We start from the raw sequence: 18,855 nt of genomic DNA, 5'->3' as shown, positions 1-18,855 counted from the left end.
GAATACGTCGCCGTACCCTCAGTTTCCCCCTCAGGGTAGTGACAGAAACGGCGAGTACCGTGTATCCATGTGCAATTTCATTCGAATATTGCGCTTGTAGGTGTAAACCGTTTTCCCGTGAATACTCAGTTTACTGGCAATCTTCTGGTTGCTGGCGCCGTCCATCCATAGCGTTAACACTTTCTCTTCCTGGCGCGTCAGTAATGGCGTTGCGACAGGTCCAGGTTCACTGATTTCTTGTGAGGCTAATGCCTCATTAATTGTCTGCGCCAGTATCGCCAGCGGGATCGTTTTGGCTAATGATGCCCACAAGGGAAAGGTATTCATAAAGGCCGACGTTTCAGGTTGTTCCTCTGATTGCAGTAAAACAAAAGGCACGGTTTCACTGGCGCTCATCAGAGAAGAGAGCTGCTGGATATGTTGTATGTCTGACGTAAACCCCTGCAAATCTGCAATTACCAGCGTCGGTTTCCATTGCAGAATATGCTCTCTGGCCAGAAAGAGATTGTTAAGGCCCGTTACCAGAACGGGGGAGGGGAACAGCCCTGAATGATTGATCCACATTTCCAGGCCCATGCGGGTGTAATGACACCGGTCAATCAAAAGAATTTTGAACATTTGGTTTTCGCAATCGGCAAAGTGAAGTCGCTTCCGGCATCGAGGAAGTCACTCATAGTAAAGAAGTCGGATGAGTTATAAATGGCGGAATTTCGCAGCTAATTACGTCTATTTCTTGCATTCAAATGGTTAACTATGGCCAGAAACAAAGACGTTGAAAAATGAATGCATGCTCTTCACAATAAGTTGTTCACCTGCCTTACAGGACGACCTGTAAGCGCTTCTCTCATCGGGGACGGCCCCAGACTGTTATTTAAGTTAAGGAGCCTTTATGTCCTGGATTATTCTTTTTATTGCCGGTTTACTCGAAGTGGTTTGGGCCATTGGCCTGAAATACACCCACGGATTCACGCGTCTCACGCCCAGCATTATTACCGTTTCTGCGATGATCGTGAGCATTGTGCTGCTCTCCTGGGCCATGCGTTCGCTGCCCGTAGGGACGGCTTATGCAGTGTGGACGGGGATTGGTGCGGTAGGCGCGGCCATTACCGGGATTTTACTGCTGGGTGAGTCTGCGAGCCTGGCGCGTATTGCCAGCCTCGCATTGATCGTCGCCGGGATTATTGGGCTGAAGCTCAGCACTCACTAATGGGTCTGCTCAACCCAGACCAACTGGCTGATATCAAATCCCTGACGGCTGGCAGAGTCCAGCAATCTCTGTTTCATCTCATCTGAAATCGTTGGTGTGCGGGAAAGAACCCACAGGTAGTCACGATCGGCCCCGCACACCAGCGCATGCTGATAATTTTTATCCAACGCAATCACGTTATACCCGCCATAAAAAGGACCGATGAAAGAGGCTTTCAGCGCGGCGGTGTCAGACGCGCCGGTAAAGTAGGCTTTCCCCGTCATTTTTTGCCACATGCCGCGGTCAGGATTATAGCCACGGTTGATGACCTGGATTCCGCCGTCGCTCATCAGGCTGTAGTGAGCCGTTACCTGTTGTAAGGCACGCTCATAGCGATGGTCAAAACGGGCAATTTCATACCAGGAACCCATAAACTGCTGGGCGTTAAAGGGCCGGACGACAGTCACGCCCTGAGGCGGGGCAGGCGTACTACAGGAAACAACCAGAAATGCAGCGGCAACGGCGGCGATGACGGGCAGGATGCGCATAGGCGTTTCCTTACAGGATTTTTCATAAGTGTAGAACCTGTCAGGAATTTTGCTCTCCCACCAACAGGTGGGAGAGCGGAGGAAGATCACATAAACACAACGGCAACCAGCGTGACCACGCTGAGAATGGCGGCCAGTCCGTAGAACACCCATTTCCCGTTAGGGACGTGGATCTTCAGGTCGTGCATGGCGTGATGAATGCGGTGCAGGCCACACCACAGCGGCAGCACGATCATCAGGAAAATGAACACCCGGCCAATAAGGCTATGGGCAAAAGCCAACACCCGCTCGTAGCCCAGCGCATCGCCGGGGTAAAGCCCCAGCGGCAGCATAATGCCCACCAGCAGAATAATGACCGGCGCGATAATGGCGCACCACATACCACCTGCCCCGAAGAGTCCCCAGAAGACTGGCTCATCAGAACGTTTTGGAGTTGGATTAATCACAGAGGTCTCCTTACCAGAACAGGGCTACGCCAAGAACAACCACGGTCACGACCGCAGTCACCGCCCAGAGTCCTTTGATGATCGGCTCTGGCCCCAGCTTTTCGTTTTTGACGATAATATTTGCCGCTTTCGGCGCCAGCTCAAACCAGGTTTTGGTATGCAACAGCGCTGCCGCCAGCACGATGATATTCAGGATCACCACAATAGGGTTCTGCAGGAATCCAACAAAACCGGCCCAGGTTTCAGGCCCGTGCTTAAGGGCAAACAGACCGTACAGCAGTTCGATGCTGAACCACACCGCCGGCACCGCCGTGCCTTCACGCAGCATATAGAAGCGATAAAACGGCAGATTTTTCCACCAGGTGGACGGCATCGGCCGGACATAGGCTTTGCGTTTAGTCGTCATCATGCACTCCTTAGCGTGGTTTCAGGGTAGCGATAAGAAAGTCTTTCGAACTTTCTACTTTGCCCTGCTGGATCGCGGCGGCCGGGTCGACATGCTTCGGACACACTTCCGAGCAGTAGCCGACGAAGGTACAGGTCCAGACGCCGTTCTGGCTGTTCAGCTGCGCCATACGTTCTTTCTTACCGTGATCGCGGCTATCTTCGTTGTAGCGATGCGCCAGGGTAATCGCGGCTGGGCCAATAAACTCTGGATTCAGACCAAACTGCGGGCAGGCGGCATAACAGAGACCGCAGTTAATGCAGCCGGAGAACTGATGATATTTAGCCATCTGTGCCGGGGTTTGCTTGTTCGGCCCCTGTTCCGGCGTGCGCGGGTTGCCAATAATGTACGGCTTGATGGCTTCCAGGCTCTCGATAAAGTGGGTCATGTCGACCACCAGATCGCGCTCAATCGGGAAGTTAGCCAGCGCTTCGACCTTCATCCCTTTCGGGTATTCACGCAGGAAGGTCTTACAGGCCAGTTTGGGCACCTTGTTGACCATCATGCCGCAGGAGCCGCATATCGCCATACGGCAGGACCAGCGGTAGCTCAGGTCCGGCGCCAGGTTGTCTTTAATGTAGCCAAGCGCATCCAGCAGGGAGGTCTGCTCATCGTAAGGCACGTCATAGAAAGTGCTGTGCGGCGCGCTGTCTACTTCCGGGTTGTAGCGCACCACTTCCACTTTCATTGTTTGCATCTCAGCCATTTGTCGTCTCCTTCTTCTCGGCTGCTTCCGCTTCTGCACCGTACACACGTTTCGCCGGTGCCAGCGTGGTGATCTTCACGTCGCTGTAGTCCAGACGGGTAGAGCCGTCTGCATCGCGATAAGCGAGGGTATGCTTCAGGAAGTTCACGTCGTCACGCTCCGTGCAGCCTTCGTCCAGGCGCTGGTGCGCACCGCGCGACTCTTTACGTGCGAAGGCGGAGTGCGCCATACATTCGGCCACATTCAGGCCATGACCCAGCTCAATGGTGTAGAGCAGATCGGTATTAAAGACGCTGGAGGTGTCAGTCACGCGTACCCGTTTGAAGCGCTCCTGCAGCTCGGCCAGTTTGTCGATGGTCTTCTGCATCAGCTCCGGTGTACGGTAAATGCCGCAACCTTCTTCCATGGACAGACCCATTTCGTCGCGGATCTTCGCCCAGTTTTCAGTGCCTTCCTGATTAACCAGCTTTTTCAGGCGCTGCTCCACATCGGCCACCTGCGCATCAAGCGCGGCACTGTTAGCGGTGCCAGCCGTCGCAGCGCGTGCCACGGCTTGTTCACCAGCAAGACGGCCAAACACCACCAGTTCTGCCAGTGAGTTTGAACCCAGACGGTTAGCGCCATGCAGGCCGACGGACGAACATTCGCCCACCGCAAACAGCCCTTTAATACGGGTTTCACACTGCTGATCGGTTTCGATACCGCCCATGGTGTAGTGCGCGGTTGGGCGTACCGGAATCGGATCTTTGACAGGATCGACGCCCACATACGCTTTCGACAGTTCGCAAATGAAGGGCAGACGTTCCAGCAGCTTCTGCTCACCCAGGTGGCGCAGGTCGAGATAGACCACATCGCCGCGTGGGGTTGGAATGGTGTTGCCTTTACGCCACTCGTGCCAGAACGCTTGTGACACTTTGTCGCGCGGGCCGAGTTCCATGTATTTGTTTTTCGGCTCACCCAGCGGGGTTTCGGGACCCATGCCGTAATCCTGCAGATAGCGATAGCCATCTTTATTGACCAGAATGCCGCCTTCGCCGCGGCAGCCTTCAGTCATCAGAATGCCGGAGCCGGGCAGGCCGGTTGGGTGATACTGGACGAACTCCATGTCGCGCAGTGGAATGCCATGCTGTAACGCCATGCCCATTCCGTCGCCCGTCACGATGCCGCCGTTGGTATTGTAGCGATACACGCGTCCGGCACCGCCGGTGGCCATCACCACCGCATTGGCGCGGATCTGCACCAGCGTGCCTTCCATCATGTTCATCGCCACCAGGCCGCGGGCCTGGCCGTCATCGACCAGAATGTCGAGGACGAAATGTTCGTCGAAGCGTTGGATCTGCGGGAACTGCAGCGAGGTCTGGAACAGGGTGTGGAGCATATGGAAGCCGGTCTTATCGGCGGCAAACCAGGTACGTTCAATCTTCATGCCGCCGAAGCGACGCACATTGACGCTGCCATCTTCACGACGGCTCCAGGGGCAACCCCACTGCTCCAGCTGGGTCATTTCCGTTGGGCAATGATGAACGAAATAATCAACGACATCCTGTTCGCACAGCCAGTCGCCACCGGCAACGGTGTCGTGGAAGTGATACTCAAAGCTGTCATGATCCTGCGCGACGGCGGCGGATCCTCCCTCCGCGGCGACCGTATGGCTGCGCATCGGGTAGACTTTTGAAATCAGGGCAATTTTAGCGTTTGGGTTAGCCTGGGCTGCAGCAATTGCTGCGCGTAATCCCGCTCCGCCTGCGCCTATAATGGCAAGATCGGCTTGAAAGGTATGCACGACATTCCTCCAGATTTTTGATATTTCGCATCTCAGCTACCCTGAGGTAGTGCACGGCCCGGTAAGGCGAATGCGAAAGCGATTCCACTGCTCCTTTATGGGTAACGCAGTATAGCCTTAGGAAAGAAGGGGAAATTTGACGTGTTCGATTTTTTTGCGGTTCTTTCCCGCGATTTATCACTGTAATTGATGAATCACGTCACGAAATTATTGGAAGTTATGAAAACCACAAAATTGACTGTGCAAAATTTGTCTCTGCCATAGGTTACGAGTAGACTTCGTCCCCTTGTCTGAAATCGGAGAACTTCTCATGAGCGAAACGGCCACCTGGCAGCCGAGCGCATCCATCCCCAATCTTTTAAAACGCGCAGCAATTATGTCGGAGATCCGCCGCTTCTTTGCCGACCGCGGTGTGCTGGAGGTGGAAACGCCCTGCATGAGCCAGGCGACGGTAACGGATATTCACCTGGTGCCGTTTGAGACCCGTTTCGTTGGCCCTGGTCACTCCCAGGGGATGAATCTCTACCTGATGACCAGCCCGGAATACCACATGAAGCGCCTGCTGGCGGCGGGATGTGGCCCGGTATATCAGCTGTGCCGCAGTTTCCGTAATGAAGAGATGGGGCGTCATCACAACCCGGAATTCACCATGCTGGAGTGGTACCGGCCGCATTATGATATGTATCGCCTGATGAACGAGGTGGACGACCTCCTGCAGCAGGTACTGGAGTGCCCGGAAGCCGAAACCCTCTCTTATCAGCAGGCTTTCCAGCGCCATCTGGAAATTGATCCGCTCTCTGCGGATAAAACCCAGCTGCGCGAAGTGGCGGCAAAACTGGATCTCAGCAACGTTGCCGATACTGAAGAAGATCGCGACACGCTGCTGCAGCTGCTCTTCACCTTTGGCGTTGAGCCGCAGATTGGCAAAGATCGTCCGACCTTTGTCTATCACTTCCCGGCAAGCCAGGCGTCACTGGCGCAGATCAGTACCGAAGATCACCGCGTGGCGGAGCGTTTCGAGGTGTACTTTAAAGGTATTGAACTGGCGAATGGTTTCCATGAACTGACCGACGCCCGTGAACAGCAGCAGCGTTTTGACCAGGATAATCGCAAGCGTGCCGCGCGCGGCCTGCCGCAGCAGCCTATCGATCACAATCTGTTGGGCGCGTTAAAAGCCGGCTTGCCGGACTGCTCCGGCGTGGCGCTGGGGGTTGATCGTCTGGTGATGCTGGCGCTTGGCGCAGAGCAGCTTGGCGACGTGATTGCATTTACGGTCGATCGCGCATAATAAAATGCCGGGCGGTGCGCGTCTCTGCCCGGTATGCCTCCCTCCCTGGCAATAAATTCCTCAGTAATTATTAATGACATCAATAACTTCCAGTGCCGCGTAACGCAGGCTATTTTCCTAATTTGCCCTGAATAGCCACACTGTTCATCTGGTCATCTGCTACCATCCGCGCAGTTTATTTTCGCTTTGGATGGTTCTATGTCCCACTCAATGAAAAAGATGACCCTGACCGGTCTCATCCTGATGATCTTTACGTCAGTGTTTGGTTTTGCCAATAGCCCCTCGGCGTTTTACCTGATGGGCTACAGCGCGACGCCGTTTTATATCGTCTCTGCTCTGTTCTTCTTTATTCCGTTTGCGCTAATGATGGCGGAGATGGGGTCCGCTTATCGCAAGGAAGAGGGCGGGATTTACTCGTGGATGAACAACAGTATCGGCCCGCGCTACGCATTTATCGGCACGTTTATGTGGTTCTCTTCCTACGTGGTCTGGATGGTCAGTACGGCCGCCAAAGTGTGGGTGCCTTTCTCGACGTTTCTCTTTGGAGCAGATAAAACGCAGGTCTGGTCTTTGGCTGGACTTAGCTCCACGCAGGTCGTCGGGATTCTCGCGGTCTGCTGGATGATGCTGGTAACGCTGGTGGCATCGAAAGGCATCAACAAAATCGCACGCATAACCGCCGTGGGCGGTATTTCAGTCATGTGTCTGAACCTGGTCCTGCTGCTGGTGAGCATCGCGATTTTGTGCCTCAACGGCGGCCATTTTGCGCAGGAGGTGAATTTCGTTTCGTCACCTAACCCGAGCTATCAGTCCGGCCTCGCGATGCTCTCCTTTGTGGTGTTTGCGATCTTTGCCTACGGCGGTATTGAAGCCGTGGGCGGCCTGGTCGATAAAACCGAAAACCCGGAAAAGAACTTTGCCAAAGGGATCATCTTCGCGGCGATGGTTATCTCTGTCGGCTACTCGCTGGCGATTTTCCTCTGGGGGGTGAGCACCAACTGGCAGCAGGTATTAAGCAACGACACCACTAACCTTGGCAATATTACTTACGTGCTGATGAAAAGCCTGGGGATGACGCTCGGACAGGCAATGCAGCTGACGCCGGATACGGCCACGACGATGGGCGTCTGGTTTGCGCGTATCACCGGCCTGTCGATGTTCCTCGCCTATACCGGTGCTTTCTTCACGCTGATCTATTCACCGCTAAAAGCGATTATCCAGGGAACACCAAAAGCGCTGTGGCCGACCCGCATGACGCAACTCAACACGGCAGGCATGCCTGCGAATGCCATGTGGATGCAGTGTCTGCTGGTCTGTGTGTTTATTCTTCTGGTGTCGTTCGGAGGGGATACTGCTTCTGCGTTTTATAACAAGCTGACCCTGATGGCGAACGTATCAATGACGCTGCCCTATCTTTTCCTGACCCTGGCGTTCCCGTTCTTTAAGGCGAAGCAGGATCTCGAACGTCCGTTCGTGATTTTCAAAACCCGCGCCGCCACGCTGCTGGCAACGACCGTCGTCGTGCTGGTGGTAGCCTTTGCAAATATTTTCACCGTGATCCAGCCGGTTATTGAGGCCAACGACTGGAGCAGCGCGTTGTGGATGGTCGGCGGCCCGATCTTCTTCTCGCTGATGGCGATGGGGATTTATGAGAATTACCGTCGTCGCGTAGCGCAATCACCGATTTGGGTGGCTGACTGAGTTCGCTATTCCCCTACTGCCTGAAAGTGTGCGGGGAGTAGGGGGTATTGCATCTTTGCGATGTAATCCTTTGTGGCAAGCCGGGCATCCGAACCGATAATCTGACAGATGAACACATCATTCTGGCAGGCTCACGATGTAACAGAGATACCCAAAGAAGTACGGGTAATCGCATTGCTTCCATTCACCAGCCCGTGGGTCAGTCTTCACGAGTATACGGTGAGACGCATAATTGCGAAAAAAAGCGCGATCATGGCCATCTTAGAAGGTATTTAAGTGAGCTATAAAATATTTACGCTTGGGATCATCTGGCTGTGCTTATCGATTATCGTCACTGTTATCTTCTCAACACAGGATAAGGAATGGTGGATTGGAGAAGAGAACATCAAAAACATCTGTGACCTGATGGCGTATGTCGAGAATGATGATATCCGCGATTTCGGAATGCTCAGTACGTTCCCGATTTTTTTACCTGCGCTGTATGCTTTTTTGATAAAAAAAGCCCATCACGGATTTCTGTACCTTATAACAATACTCATCGCAGGCATCTGGTTATGGCGATTTGTTTTCAGGTACCAGTTTTGTCTTGGGTAAAATCGCAGGCAAAAAAGCCAGCCACTGATGCGGCTGGCTTTTATTTTTACAAACTTCCCGCCGGGCGTGTCTTCGCCGCTGACGTTAATGTTCTTCCCGTCTTACGTCCGTCCAGGGTTTCCAGTCGCATCTGGAACGGTGGGAATGGCATGTCGATACCGTGTTCACGGAAGCCTGCCAGAATCAGCTGGTGGATCTCATGACGCAGCGGCATGCGATGACCCATTTCGGCCGCATAGATACGCAGCTCGAAAATCTGGATCCCCTGTTGTAAATCCACCAGGAATACTTCCGGCTCCGGCGTGCTGATTACCAGCGAACAGCGCTCGGCCGCGGTATAGAGAATTTGCGTCACCTCTTCGCTGTTGGCATCTGACGGGGCCGGTACGGTCAGTACCACACGCGTCACGGAGTCCGACAGCGACCAGTTGATAAACTGCTCGGTGATAAACGCCTTGTTAGGGACGATAATCTCTTTGCGATCCCAGTCGCTGATCGTGGTGGCGCGGGTGTTGATCTTCGTAATGCTGCCGGTCAGATCGCGGATCGTCACGGTATCGCCAATACGGATCGGCTTTTCAAACAGGATGATCAGGCCTGAGATAAAGTTGGCGAAGATCTCCTGCAAGCCAAACCCAAGCCCGACACCGAGCGCGGCTACCAGCCACTGCAACTTCGACCACTCGATGCCGATCATCGAGAAGCCCACCAGCCCGCCAAACACCATCAGCAGGTATTTGGTGATGGTGGTAATGGCGTATCCGGTGCCCGGGGTGAGATCCAGATGCTGCAACAGGGCCAGCTCCAGCAGCGCCGGGAAGTTACGGATTAGCTGGGTGGTGATGATGAACACCAGAATGGCGATCAGCACCGCGCCGAGCGTAATCGGCTCCAGGCTTTCCACACCCTGAACCGTCGAGGTCACATCCCAGAGGGTAATGTTTTCCAGGAAGCCAAACGCTGAATGGATTTCCGACCACAGCACAATGACGGACAGCAGCGCGATCAGCATCAGAATGGAACGGACCAGGCGCAGGGACTGAGTACTGATGGCATCCAGATCCAGCTCCGTTTCATCGACCTCCACCGTTCCTTCCGTACTGAGCATATGGGCTGGCTCTTCTTCGCCGCGCGCACGTTGGGCGAGAATTTCGGCACGACGGTTTTTCGCCCGGTCGAAGGCCAGACGACGACGCTGAATCAGCATCCAGCGGCGAATAACGTGGTAGACCACCAGCAGCAGGAACCAGATTGCTACCGAGGTTTCAAGACGCGCCAGTAGCGCCTGGGCAGTGGCCAGATAGCCGACGGCTGCCGCCAGAATCGCCGCCAGCGGGGCGCTGAGCAGCAAATTCCACAGCATATGGTTGACCATGTTATCGCCGCTGCCCTCTTTGTCGAGATAGAGCGGGATCCCGGCTCTCTTCAGACTTAGTGTGACCACAGCCAGCGCGCCGCAAATCAGGATGAAACACAGGCGGCCGAACGAGCCGGAAAACTCCCTGTCGTTCAGATTATCAAACATGATTAGCGCCATGATCAGCGGCACAATCAGCCCGATGCTCATCAGGTAGTAGCGCATCGCCCGCGCCACGCGGTGACGCGGCCAGCCAAAGTGGGCGACAAACAGGCCATTCGGCCGGGCGAAGGTGGCGCAGATCATCACGACCCACAGCAGCGGCACGGTGGCGGTTACCCCAAAGCCAATCGCCACCGCCAGCGGGTAAGGCCAGGCTTCACGCAGGCCATAACCCAGGGTCATCCACAGTACCGGAAGCGGCGAGGCCACCAAAATCGACCAGAAGACCGTACGCAGCGTGAGCCAGAAATGGTCCTGGGTCACCTTACCGACGCGCGCGCTGGAGCGGTCGAGGAAGCGGGTGAAGTGACGGCGGGAGTAAATACTGAATCCAACCAGAATTAATGCGCCAAGCAGCGGGAAAATCGTCTCCTTGCTGGTGAGCATCATCACGCTGGCTTTACCAAGCTGGCTGAAGGTATCCAGCGAAATCAACCGCCGCAGATCCTGAACAATATCAAGCGGCCAGGAGAAGGTGATCGGGCGTACGTCCGAGGTCCAGAACAGATAGCGGTGAGTGGCCTCGTTGACCTCTTTTAACGCATCTTCCAGCTGGCTATTTGAGACTTTCAGTTTGGTCAGCTCGAGCAGCAGCGTATCGCCCCCCTGTAACAGGGAGTTCAACAACTCGCGCTGGGTGCGCAGCTGGGCTTCCAGAATGCGGTTTTGCTCGGCGGTGAGCGGCTTGCCGTCCGGCTGGTGGATCTGGCGCAGCTGCGGCTGCTTATTCAGCAGATCTTCAAAGCGCAGACGCTGCACACGCAGTTGCGCCATTTCGGTATCAAGCTGCTGGGGTTTTGGCATTTCAGGAAGACGGGCAACCTGGGCGCGCAGGGCTTCACCAAGCAGGTTCGATGAGCCAAGCCACTGCGACTGCTCGCGCAGCGTATTCAGCGCCTGACGTACCTGTAGCGTTTGATTGGTGGCCTGGCGTTGCTGGGAAGCCACCAGATCCATGCGCTGCGCCTGCTGGTTGAGCGCGGCAGAAAGCTCGCGGTTAACCTTAAACTGCTCGACGATACCGGCGGGCAGGTTCTCGCTGTTTTCCGCCAGCAGTTCAGTGCTTTCCAGCGCCCGCTCGGCTTCGCGCTGGCGCTGGCTGTTGAGTTGATTGCGCAGCGCCTGGAGATAAGCATCCAGCTGCTCGCCCTGTTTTTTCGCCAGCTCAGAGCGCATACGCGCCAGCTCCTGGCGATTGTTGGCCGAAAGCTGCGCCAGCTCCAGTTCATCTACCCTGGCTTTTAACCTGGCAGATTCCGCCTGTAGGCCGAGATTTTGAGCCTGGCTGAGGGCGTTAGCGCCGGTTTGCGCTCCGGCCCGGCGTTCTACCTCATTGAGCTGACGGCGGGCATCGGTTTGCTGCTGAGGTAGCTGGTTCAGGGAGTCCGCAATATCGCGGGCGCGCTCCTGCTCCTGCTGCGCCTGGCGGGTTTTTTCCAGTAACTGGCTGCTGACCTGCAGGATCTCCTGATTCAGGGTGTCAGAGGTCATGCCCGCAGGCACCTGGCGCGGCTCTTCACGGATATCGCTCAGCTGCGCACGCAAGGTTTGTGAAAGTTTGGGGAAGTTATCGATGACCTGCTGATACTGCGCGGCGCGCTCAAGGGAGGCTTTACGCTCCTCAAGCGCGTTCAGGGCAGCCTCGAGCGCCTCAACGGTTTCTGGCTGGGCAGGCTTTGCCGCCTTCGCCTGCTCGAGTTCCTGTGATATTTGTTTACTGTCAGGGGCGTTCGCGGCGTACGCCCCCGTACTGAGGCACCAGGCCATCAGCAAAGTGATAATCAGGCGCACGTCAGTTTACCTTTGCTTAGCTTGCGTCTTTTTTGTCATCAACCAGCGGGCTGGCTTCGAGTTCAGCGGCGATCTCTTCGTCTGACAGCGGGGCAGGCTCTGCGTCCGTTGTGACGAAAGGCTCCGTCGAAACCGCCAGCGGCTGGCCGAGTTTGGTTACGGACAGGCTTTCGAGCTGCTCTACCAGCTTCACTTTACCCGGAGCAAACAGGTTGATTACAGTGGAGCCGAGCTTGAAGCGGCCCATCTCCTGACCCTTCAGCAGCGCCACGGAGCCTTCGCTTTCACCCTCAGGCCAGGTCCAGCGTTTAATCACGCCTTCGCGCGGTGGCGTAATGGTGCCCGCCCAGACGGTTTCAATGCTGCCGACAATGGTGGCACCCACCAGAATCTGCGCCATCGGGCCAAACTCGGTGTCGAACAGGCAGATAACGCGCTCGTTACGGGCAAAAAGGTTCGGGACATTTTGCGCGGTCAAATGGTTCACCGAGAACAGATCGCCCGGGACGTAGATCATTTCACGCAGAATACCGTTGCACGGCATATGCACGCGGTGATAGTCGCGTGGCGACAGGTAGGTGGTGGCAAAGGAACCATTGCGGAACAGATCCGCCATCAGGTAGTTACCTGCCAGCAAAGCTTCCAGGCTGTAGTTATGGCCCTTAGCCTGCAGGATCTTGTCGTTTTCGATCGCGCCCAGCTGGCTGATCACGCCGTCAGCAGGCATCACCAGCACGTTCGGGTCGGTATTCAGCGGACGCACTTCATCGCGCAGTGGGCGTACGAAGAAATCGTTAAAGGTGCGGTAGCTGGCGGTATCCGGCTTCTGCGCTTCACGCATATCGACCTTGTAGTATTTCACGAACAGATCGATTACCAGCTTGGTCAGCCAGCCCGCTCGTTTGCTCGCGCCCCAGCCCGCCAGGCGAGTGAGCCACAGTTTTGGCAGAATGTATTGAAGCGAAAGTTTAAATGAGTTTAACAAGGTAGCCTCCAGGCCATTGTTTTGTCGTTCCTGAACCGGCTGTCAGACAGCCGGAACCTGAAAAAAGGGGACGATTTTAGCGACGCTTAGCTTAGTTGTCAGTCATCAGATTCAGAAAAGCTTTTACGCGTTTTTACCTGCGCCATGCTGTCGAGAATATGGTGATAGTTGGCAAAACGGGTTTCCGCAATTTCACCGTTTTCGACCGCGGCACGAATGGCGCAGCCAGGGTCGTTATCGTGCTTACAGTCACGGTATTTACACGCGCCTAAATAGTCGAGGAACTCGACAAAGCCGTTAAAGATCTGATCGGGTTCGAGATGCCACAGACCAAATTCACGCACCCCCGGGGAGTCGATAACATCGCCGCCGTGCGGGAAGTGATACAGACGTGAGGCAGTGGTGGTGTGCTGACCCAGACCGGAGTTGTCAGAGACATCGTTAGTCAGAATCTCTTGTTGTAGACCCAGCAGGTTGTTCAGCAGGCTGGATTTGCCTACGCCGGACTGACCGGCAAAAATGCTGATGCGATCGGTTAATGCCTCTTCGAGCGGCTGCAGGCCATTCTGCGTCCGGCTCGCGACCATCAGCACGCGATAGCCAATCTTGCGATAGATATCCATCTGCTCATTAACGAAGTCCATGCCTTCGCTGTCGAGCAGATCGATTTTGTTCAGGACAATCAGCGGCTCTACTTGCAGGGTTTCACAAGCGACGAGATAACGGTCGATAATATTCAGCGACAGCTCGGGCAGGATCGCCGAGACAATGACGATCTGATCGATATTGGCGGCAATGGGTTTTACGCCGTCGTAGAAGTCCGGGCGCGTCAGAACCGACGTGCGCTCATGCACGGCTTCAACGATGCCTTTCACCGTCACGCCTTCTGCTGCAGCTTTACCCGGACGCCAGACCACGCGGTCACCGGTTACCAGCGAGCGGATGGTGCGGCGAATATTGCAGCGGTGAACCTCGCCATCACCCGATTCCACATCAGCATGCATACCGAAGCGGCTAATCACTACGCCTTCAGCGGGTTCGCCAAACAGGTTGTCGTCGTAATCGACCTTCTCCGAAGTGGTTTTAAGACGGCGCTGGTGATTGGCTTTCACGCGGCGCTGCTGCCCTTTGGAGAGTTTATTTTTACTCAATCGTGCTGGCTCCTGGTCGCCCATATTGGGCAAAACCTCTATGATACACACTAATTAATACTAGTTAACCTGCCACGGCCGGTTATACGAGAAGGGTGGAAAATAACATGAGTGCAGATGAAAACAATCTGATTTGGATTGATCTGGAGATGACCGGGCTGGATCCCGAGCGCGATCGCATTATTGAGATCGCCACACTGGTAACCGATGCGAACCTGAATGTGCTCGCGGAAGGGCCAACCATTGCCGTGCATCAGTCCGATGAGCAACTGGCGCTGATGGATGACTGGAACGTACGTACCCACACCGGCAGCGGCCTGGTGGACCGCGTGAAAGCCAGCACCCAGGGCGACCGCGAAGCCGAGCTGGCTACCCTTGAGTTCCTCAAGCAGTGGGTACCGCAGGGTAAGTCACCGATTTGTGGTAACAGCATCGGCCAGGATCGCCGTTTCCTGTTTAAGTACATGCCGGAGCTGGAAGCCTATTTCCACTACCGCTATCTCGATGTCAGTACCCTGAAAGAGCTGGCGCGCCGCTGGAAGCCGGAAATGCTGGATGGCTTTAAGAAGCAGGGGACGCATCAGGCCATGGACGATATTCGTGAGTCAGTGGCGGAACTGGCGTATTACCGCGAACATTTCATTAAACTGTAAGCGAGAACCCCGGCGGTGCTGCAGTTGCCGGGGCTAAACCGCTATAACGATTTAAAAATGCGCAATGTGACGAATATTGCAGCACTTGAATTAAATTTATAAAAAAACGCTTTTGGGGGGGTTGCAGCAGAAAGGATTTCTCGTATAATGCGCCTCCCGTAACGACAGAGAATTCATCGTTACGACAGCACAGATTTTGCGGGAATAGCTCAGTTGGTAGAGCACGACCTTGCCAAGGTCGGGGTCGCGAGTTCGAGTCTCGTTTCCCGCTCCAAATCTGTTCGCTGTGCAGTAAGACCACCAATCGCAGGCTTTCAGGTTGCAACAAAGCAGCAACGTGAAAGACGAAGATTAAGCGGGAATAGCTCAGTTGGTAGAGCACGACCTTGCCAAGGTCGGGGTCGCGAGTTCGAGTCTCGTTTCCCGCTCCAAAATTTGAAAAGTATCGCAAGATACACACCACCAAAATCGCAGACTTTCAGGTTGCAACCAAGCAGCAGCGTGAAAGACAAAGATTAAGCGGGAATAGCTCAGTTGGTAGAGCACGACCTTGCCAAGGTCGGGGTCGCGAGTTCGAGTCTCGTTTCCCGCTCCAAATTTTTTCTCCTCTTCCAGATATCCACCGCGGCAAGCCCCGCCGGGGATGATTTGTTTCATTTCTGACAAACTCTTCTTAACAGACTTATCCACAGCTTTGTTAATTTTCTGCGAATAGCCAAATACTTCGCCTGATGAATAGTAACTTTATAATTTATTGAAAATTATAGAGAAAATATCATTTCAAAATGTTAAGCCGATCACTTGACCAATAGCCTGGCCCAGATGGTTTCTGGCTTTTAAATTTTATTCACAGGCTGTGGAAACATCATGCATCCCGCGGCAGCCCTTTTTCGACCACCCGGACCAGCCTGTTTTTCTGCGGTAATTGCACCTCTACAGCACAGGCGTTTCGCCTGGCGATTTGCTGCGCAACCGCCCATTCTATGTGTTCATCAAGAAGTGGGTGCTCACCTCGGCGACTTTCCAGAGCCTGAATATTGGCTTCATCCCAGGGAGCATTTCCCAGCGCGACGGCGATATTACGCAGCCAGCGCAAGTGCCCGATACGGCGAATAGCCGATCCCTCCGTTACCTTTAAAAACCAGGCTTCACTCCAGCCAAACAGCTCAATGAGCGGCGGAGCGTGCAGGGCCTTGCGCGGACTGAAGTCGTCCTCTTCCGTTAACTGTGAATAACGGTTCCACGGGCAGATCAGCTGGCAGTCATCGCAGCCATAAATGCGATTGCCGATTAACGGCCTGAACTCTTCCGGGATCGCCCCTTCAAGTTCAATGGTCAGATAGGAGATGCAGCGGCGGGCATCGACGGTGTAAGGCTCTACGATGGCGCCGGTAGGGCAGATAGTCATGCAGGCGACACAGCGCCCACAGCCATCTTCAACCGGCTTATCCACCGGCAGGGGGAGATCAATCAGTAGCTCGCCCAGGAAGAAAAAGGAACCGGCGTCGCGGCTGAGGATAAGTGAGTGCTTACCTGTCCAGCCAAGTCCCGCTTTTTCAGCCAGGGGCCGCTCAAGAACAGGCGCGGAATCGACAAAGGGTCTAAAATTCAGCGTGGCGCATTGCTGCTGGATCATTTCCCCCAGCTTTTTGAGCCGGTTACGCAACAATTTATGATAATCACGCCCCAGGGCATAACGGCTGACGTATCCCAGCGTGGGGTCTTTTAGCGTGCTGGCAAAAGCGGCCCGGGCGGGAAGGTAGTTCATCCGCACACTGATCACGCGCAGCGTTCCCGGCAGCAGTTCATGCGGGCGGGCGCGCATCATGCCGTGACGCGCCATCCACTCCATCTCGCCGTGGTATTGATTATCCAGCCATGCCTGGAGTTTTGGCTCACTGGCAGAGAGATCGGTATCGGTGATACCCACGTGTTGAAAACCAAGCTCAGCGCCCCACTGTTTAATGTTTTGCGCTAACTGATTGAGATCGAGGGGCTGTGACATGACGGACCATACTGTGAAGAAAAACCCCGCAAGTATACCACATTCTGTCTGGCCGGCGGAGGCGCTACGTCGCGTCGAACAAGAGGCTGCAGACAGCATTGGTATGACGCTTTATGAACTGATGCAGCGCGCGGGTGAGGCAGCGTTTGCCGTTGCCCGCAGGGCGTATCCGCAGGCCAGACACTGGCTGATCCTGTGTGGCCATGGCAACAACGGTGGCGATGGTTATGTCGTCGCACGCCTGGCGCTGGCCGCCGGTATAACCGTGACGCTGTTGGCGCAGGAGAGCGACAAACCGCTTCCCGAAGAGGCTGCAAAAGCGCGGGAAACCTGGCTGGAGGCGGCGGGGGTGATCCATGCTGCAGATACGGCCTGGCCCGAAGAGGTCGATCTGATCGTCGACGGCCTGCTGGGAACGGGGTTACGTAGTGCGCCACGTAATGAGATTGCCAGATTAATCGCGCACGCTAACCACCACCCGGCCTCCATCGTTGCGCTGGATGTGCCCTCCGGGCTGAACGCCCAGACGGGCACCACGCCCGGCGACGTCATTCACGCTAACCATACGGTGACCTTTGTTGCCCTCAAGCCCGGCCTGTTGACCGGGAAAGCGCGTGATGTCGTCGGGGAACTGCACCATAACGCCCTCGGGCTGGAAGGCTGGCTTGCCGGACAAGAGACGCCCATCAGCCGCTTTGATGCTTCGCAACTGGCGCAATGGCTACCTCCGCGTCGTCCTACCTCCCATAAGGGCGATCACGGCCGACTGGTGATCATCGGCGGCGATCACGGCACCGCAGGGGCTATCCGCATGACCGGCGAAGCGGCGCTGCGAACGGGGGCAGGGCTGGTGCGCGTTCTGACCCGCCGCGAAAATATTGCCCCGATCGTCACCGCCCGGCCTGAGCTGATGGTACACGAACTGACCGCTGAGGCGCTGGACGACAGCCTGCAGTGGGCCGATGTGGTCGTAATTGGCCCCGGTCTGGGACAAGCGTCCTGGGGTAAAGAGGCGTTACGCAAGGTCGAGAACTTTCGGCACGCCATGCTTTGGGACGCTGACGCGCTGAACCTTCTGGCAATCAACCCGGATAAACGTCACAATCGCATCCTGACGCCGCACCCCGGCGAGGCCGCGCGTCTGCTTAACTGCAGCGTTGCAGAAATTGAAAGCGATCGCTTACATTCTGCCCAGCGTCTGGTAAAACGTTACGGTGGTGTGGTAGTGCTGAAAGGCGCTGGCACCGTCGTCGCCAGTGAAAGCGGAATGTCAGGTATTATTGATGCCGGCAATGCGGGCATGGCGAGCGGCGGTATGGGCGATGTGCTTTCCGGTATTATCGGGGCGTTGCTCGGACAGAAACTGGCGCTTTATGATGCTGCCTGCGCAGGCTGCGTCGTGCATGGTGCAGCCGCCGATCGGCTGGCTGACCAGTACGGTACGCGCGGCATGCTGGCAACCGATCTTTTTGACACGCTACGGCGTGTTGTTAACCCGGAAATAATTGACGTAGAAAATGATTAATCGAGTGATCCCTTTACCCGACGAACAGGCAACTTTAGATCTCGGCCAGCGCGTGGCGCAGGCCTGCAAGGGCGCAACCGTCATTTATCTGTATGGCGACCTTGGCGCGGGTAAAACCACCTTTAGCCGGGGCTTCTTACAGGCGCTGGGACATCAGGGAAACGTGAAAAGCCCGACCTATACGCTGGTGGAGCCGTACACCCTGGATAACCTGATGGTGTACCACTTCGATCTCTATCGCCTTGCCGATCCTGAAGAGCTGGAATTTATGGGGATCCGTGACTATTTCGCCAACGATGCCATTTGCCTGGTAGAGTGGCCGCAGCAGGGTACGGGCGTCTTGCCTGACCCGGATGTTGAAATTCACCTGGAGTATCAGGCGCAAGGGCGTGAAGCCCGCGTCACTGCTGTCTCCGCATCAGGTCACTCCATACTGGCGCGGTTGGCCGGTTAAAAGAAGAGATAACGG

General features: G+C 55.4%; 17 protein-coding genes and 3 tRNA genes. 10 read left to right on the top strand and 10 right to left on the bottom strand.

The features are described from left to right. Positions 1 to 30 precede the first annotated feature (30 nt). Entirely contained in the window at positions 31 to 618 is a 588-nt protein-coding gene (locus tag C3F35_RS09855) for a helix-turn-helix transcriptional regulator (protein WP_032616158.1), read from the bottom strand. A gap of 271 nt (positions 619 to 889) precedes the next feature. Between C3F35_RS09855 and sugE the strand changes: the two genes are divergently transcribed. Beyond that, positions 890 to 1,207 carry a quaternary ammonium compound efflux SMR transporter SugE gene (gene sugE, locus C3F35_RS09850; protein WP_032616159.1) on the top strand — a complete coding sequence of 106 codons (318 nt, stop codon included), beginning with the start codon at positions 890 to 892 and terminating at the stop codon, positions 1,205 to 1,207. Here the strand turns inward: sugE and blc are convergent. The 5 genes from blc to frdA all read right to left on the bottom strand — a co-directional run bounded on the left by blc (position 1,204) and on the right by frdA (position 5,114). Next, positions 1,204 to 1,734, bottom strand: a complete 531-nt coding sequence (gene blc / locus C3F35_RS09845; RefSeq protein WP_032616160.1) for an outer membrane lipoprotein Blc — start codon at positions 1,732 to 1,734, stop codon at positions 1,204 to 1,206. The two genes, sugE and blc, sit on opposite strands and share 4 nt — an antisense overlap. Before the next feature lie 86 nt (positions 1,735 to 1,820). Continuing rightward, a complete protein-coding gene (frdD, locus tag C3F35_RS09840) occupies positions 1,821 to 2,180 on the bottom strand; it encodes a fumarate reductase subunit FrdD (RefSeq protein WP_032616161.1) in 360 nt (119 codons plus the stop codon). A gap of 10 nt (positions 2,181 to 2,190) precedes the next feature. Further along, entirely contained in the window at positions 2,191 to 2,586 is a 396-nt protein-coding gene (gene frdC / locus C3F35_RS09835; RefSeq protein WP_032616162.1) for a fumarate reductase subunit FrdC, read from the bottom strand. A gap of 10 nt (positions 2,587 to 2,596) precedes the next feature. Further along, positions 2,597 to 3,331 (bottom strand): succinate dehydrogenase/fumarate reductase iron-sulfur subunit, encoded by a 735-nt coding sequence (locus C3F35_RS09830; RefSeq protein ID WP_032616163.1) that lies wholly within the window; start codon positions 3,329 to 3,331, stop codon positions 2,597 to 2,599. Further along, positions 3,324 to 5,114, bottom strand: a complete 1,791-nt coding sequence (gene frdA / locus C3F35_RS09825; RefSeq protein ID WP_032616164.1) for a fumarate reductase (quinol) flavoprotein subunit — start codon at positions 5,112 to 5,114, stop codon at positions 3,324 to 3,326. The genes C3F35_RS09830 and frdA overlap by 8 nt, the downstream gene beginning before the upstream one ends. Positions 5,115 to 5,424: 310 nt before the next feature. Between frdA and epmA the strand changes: the two genes are divergently transcribed. The 3 genes from epmA to C3F35_RS09810 all read left to right on the top strand — a co-directional run bounded on the left by epmA (position 5,425) and on the right by C3F35_RS09810 (position 8,697). Then, positions 5,425 to 6,402 carry an elongation factor P--(R)-beta-lysine ligase gene (epmA, locus tag C3F35_RS09820; RefSeq protein WP_032616165.1) on the top strand — a complete coding sequence of 326 codons (978 nt, stop codon included), beginning with the start codon at positions 5,425 to 5,427 and terminating at the stop codon, positions 6,400 to 6,402. A gap of 198 nt (positions 6,403 to 6,600) precedes the next feature. After that, positions 6,601 to 8,103 (top strand): glutamate/gamma-aminobutyrate family transporter YjeM, encoded by a 1,503-nt coding sequence (gene yjeM, locus C3F35_RS09815; RefSeq protein WP_103793114.1) that lies wholly within the window; start codon positions 6,601 to 6,603, stop codon positions 8,101 to 8,103. 276 nt (positions 8,104 to 8,379) lie between these two features. Beyond that, positions 8,380 to 8,697, top strand: coding sequence for a DUF2645 family protein (locus C3F35_RS09810; protein ID WP_032616167.1), 318 nt, complete (start codon positions 8,380 to 8,382; stop codon positions 8,695 to 8,697). A 46-nt stretch (positions 8,698 to 8,743) separates the two neighbouring features. Here the strand turns inward: C3F35_RS09810 and mscM are convergent, their stop codons facing one another. The 3 genes from mscM to rsgA all read right to left on the bottom strand — a co-directional run bounded on the left by mscM (position 8,744) and on the right by rsgA (position 14,203). Continuing rightward, complete coding sequence (mscM, locus tag C3F35_RS09805; protein ID WP_103793115.1) at positions 8,744 to 12,067, bottom strand: miniconductance mechanosensitive channel MscM; 3,324 nt, start codon at positions 12,065 to 12,067, stop codon at positions 8,744 to 8,746. Between the two features lie 16 nt (positions 12,068 to 12,083). Beyond that, positions 12,084 to 13,052 carry an archaetidylserine decarboxylase gene (gene asd / locus C3F35_RS09800; protein WP_032616169.1) on the bottom strand — a complete coding sequence of 323 codons (969 nt, stop codon included), beginning with the start codon at positions 13,050 to 13,052 and terminating at the stop codon, positions 12,084 to 12,086. 98 nt (positions 13,053 to 13,150) lie between these two features. After that, positions 13,151 to 14,203, bottom strand: a complete 1,053-nt coding sequence (gene rsgA, locus C3F35_RS09795) for a small ribosomal subunit biogenesis GTPase RsgA (RefSeq protein ID WP_199186156.1) — start codon at positions 14,201 to 14,203, stop codon at positions 13,151 to 13,153. 107 nt (positions 14,204 to 14,310) lie between these two features. Between rsgA and orn the strand changes: the two genes are divergently transcribed. The 4 genes from orn to C3F35_RS09775 all read left to right on the top strand — a co-directional run bounded on the left by orn (position 14,311) and on the right by C3F35_RS09775 (position 15,451). Continuing rightward, positions 14,311 to 14,856 carry an oligoribonuclease gene (orn, locus tag C3F35_RS09790; protein WP_032616171.1) on the top strand — a complete coding sequence of 182 codons (546 nt, stop codon included), beginning with the start codon at positions 14,311 to 14,313 and terminating at the stop codon, positions 14,854 to 14,856. 198 nt (positions 14,857 to 15,054) lie between these two features. Next, positions 15,055 to 15,130 (top strand) — tRNA-Gly (locus tag C3F35_RS09785). Between the two features lie 81 nt (positions 15,131 to 15,211). Beyond that, a tRNA-Gly gene (locus C3F35_RS09780) sits at positions 15,212 to 15,287 on the top strand. An 88-nt stretch (positions 15,288 to 15,375) separates the two neighbouring features. Beyond that, positions 15,376 to 15,451 (top strand) — tRNA-Gly (locus C3F35_RS09775). Between the two features lie 270 nt (positions 15,452 to 15,721). On the opposite strand, the gene queG is transcribed toward C3F35_RS09775, so the two are convergent. Further along, positions 15,722 to 16,861 carry a tRNA epoxyqueuosine(34) reductase QueG gene (gene queG, locus C3F35_RS09770; RefSeq protein WP_059308905.1) on the bottom strand — a complete coding sequence of 380 codons (1,140 nt, stop codon included), beginning with the start codon at positions 16,859 to 16,861 and terminating at the stop codon, positions 15,722 to 15,724. Here queG and nnr point away from each other — a divergent pair. Continuing rightward, complete coding sequence (gene nnr, locus C3F35_RS09765) at positions 16,860 to 18,386, top strand: bifunctional ADP-dependent NAD(P)H-hydrate dehydratase/NAD(P)H-hydrate epimerase (RefSeq protein ID WP_103793117.1); 1,527 nt, start codon at positions 16,860 to 16,862, stop codon at positions 18,384 to 18,386. The genes queG and nnr overlap by 2 nt on opposite strands. Next, on the top strand, positions 18,379 to 18,840 hold the full coding sequence (tsaE, locus tag C3F35_RS09760; protein ID WP_032616175.1) for a tRNA (adenosine(37)-N6)-threonylcarbamoyltransferase complex ATPase subunit type 1 TsaE: 462 nt from the start codon (positions 18,379 to 18,381) through the stop codon (positions 18,838 to 18,840). The genes nnr and tsaE overlap by 8 nt, the downstream gene beginning before the upstream one ends. Positions 18,841 to 18,855 lie beyond the last annotated feature (15 nt).

Source organism: Leclercia sp. LSNIH3 (assembly GCF_002935105.1).
GTDB lineage: Bacteria > Pseudomonadota > Gammaproteobacteria > Enterobacterales > Enterobacteriaceae > Enterobacter > Enterobacter adecarboxylatus.
Note: the sequence above shows the minus strand (reverse complement) of the source record. Positions and strands in the feature narration are given on the sequence as shown.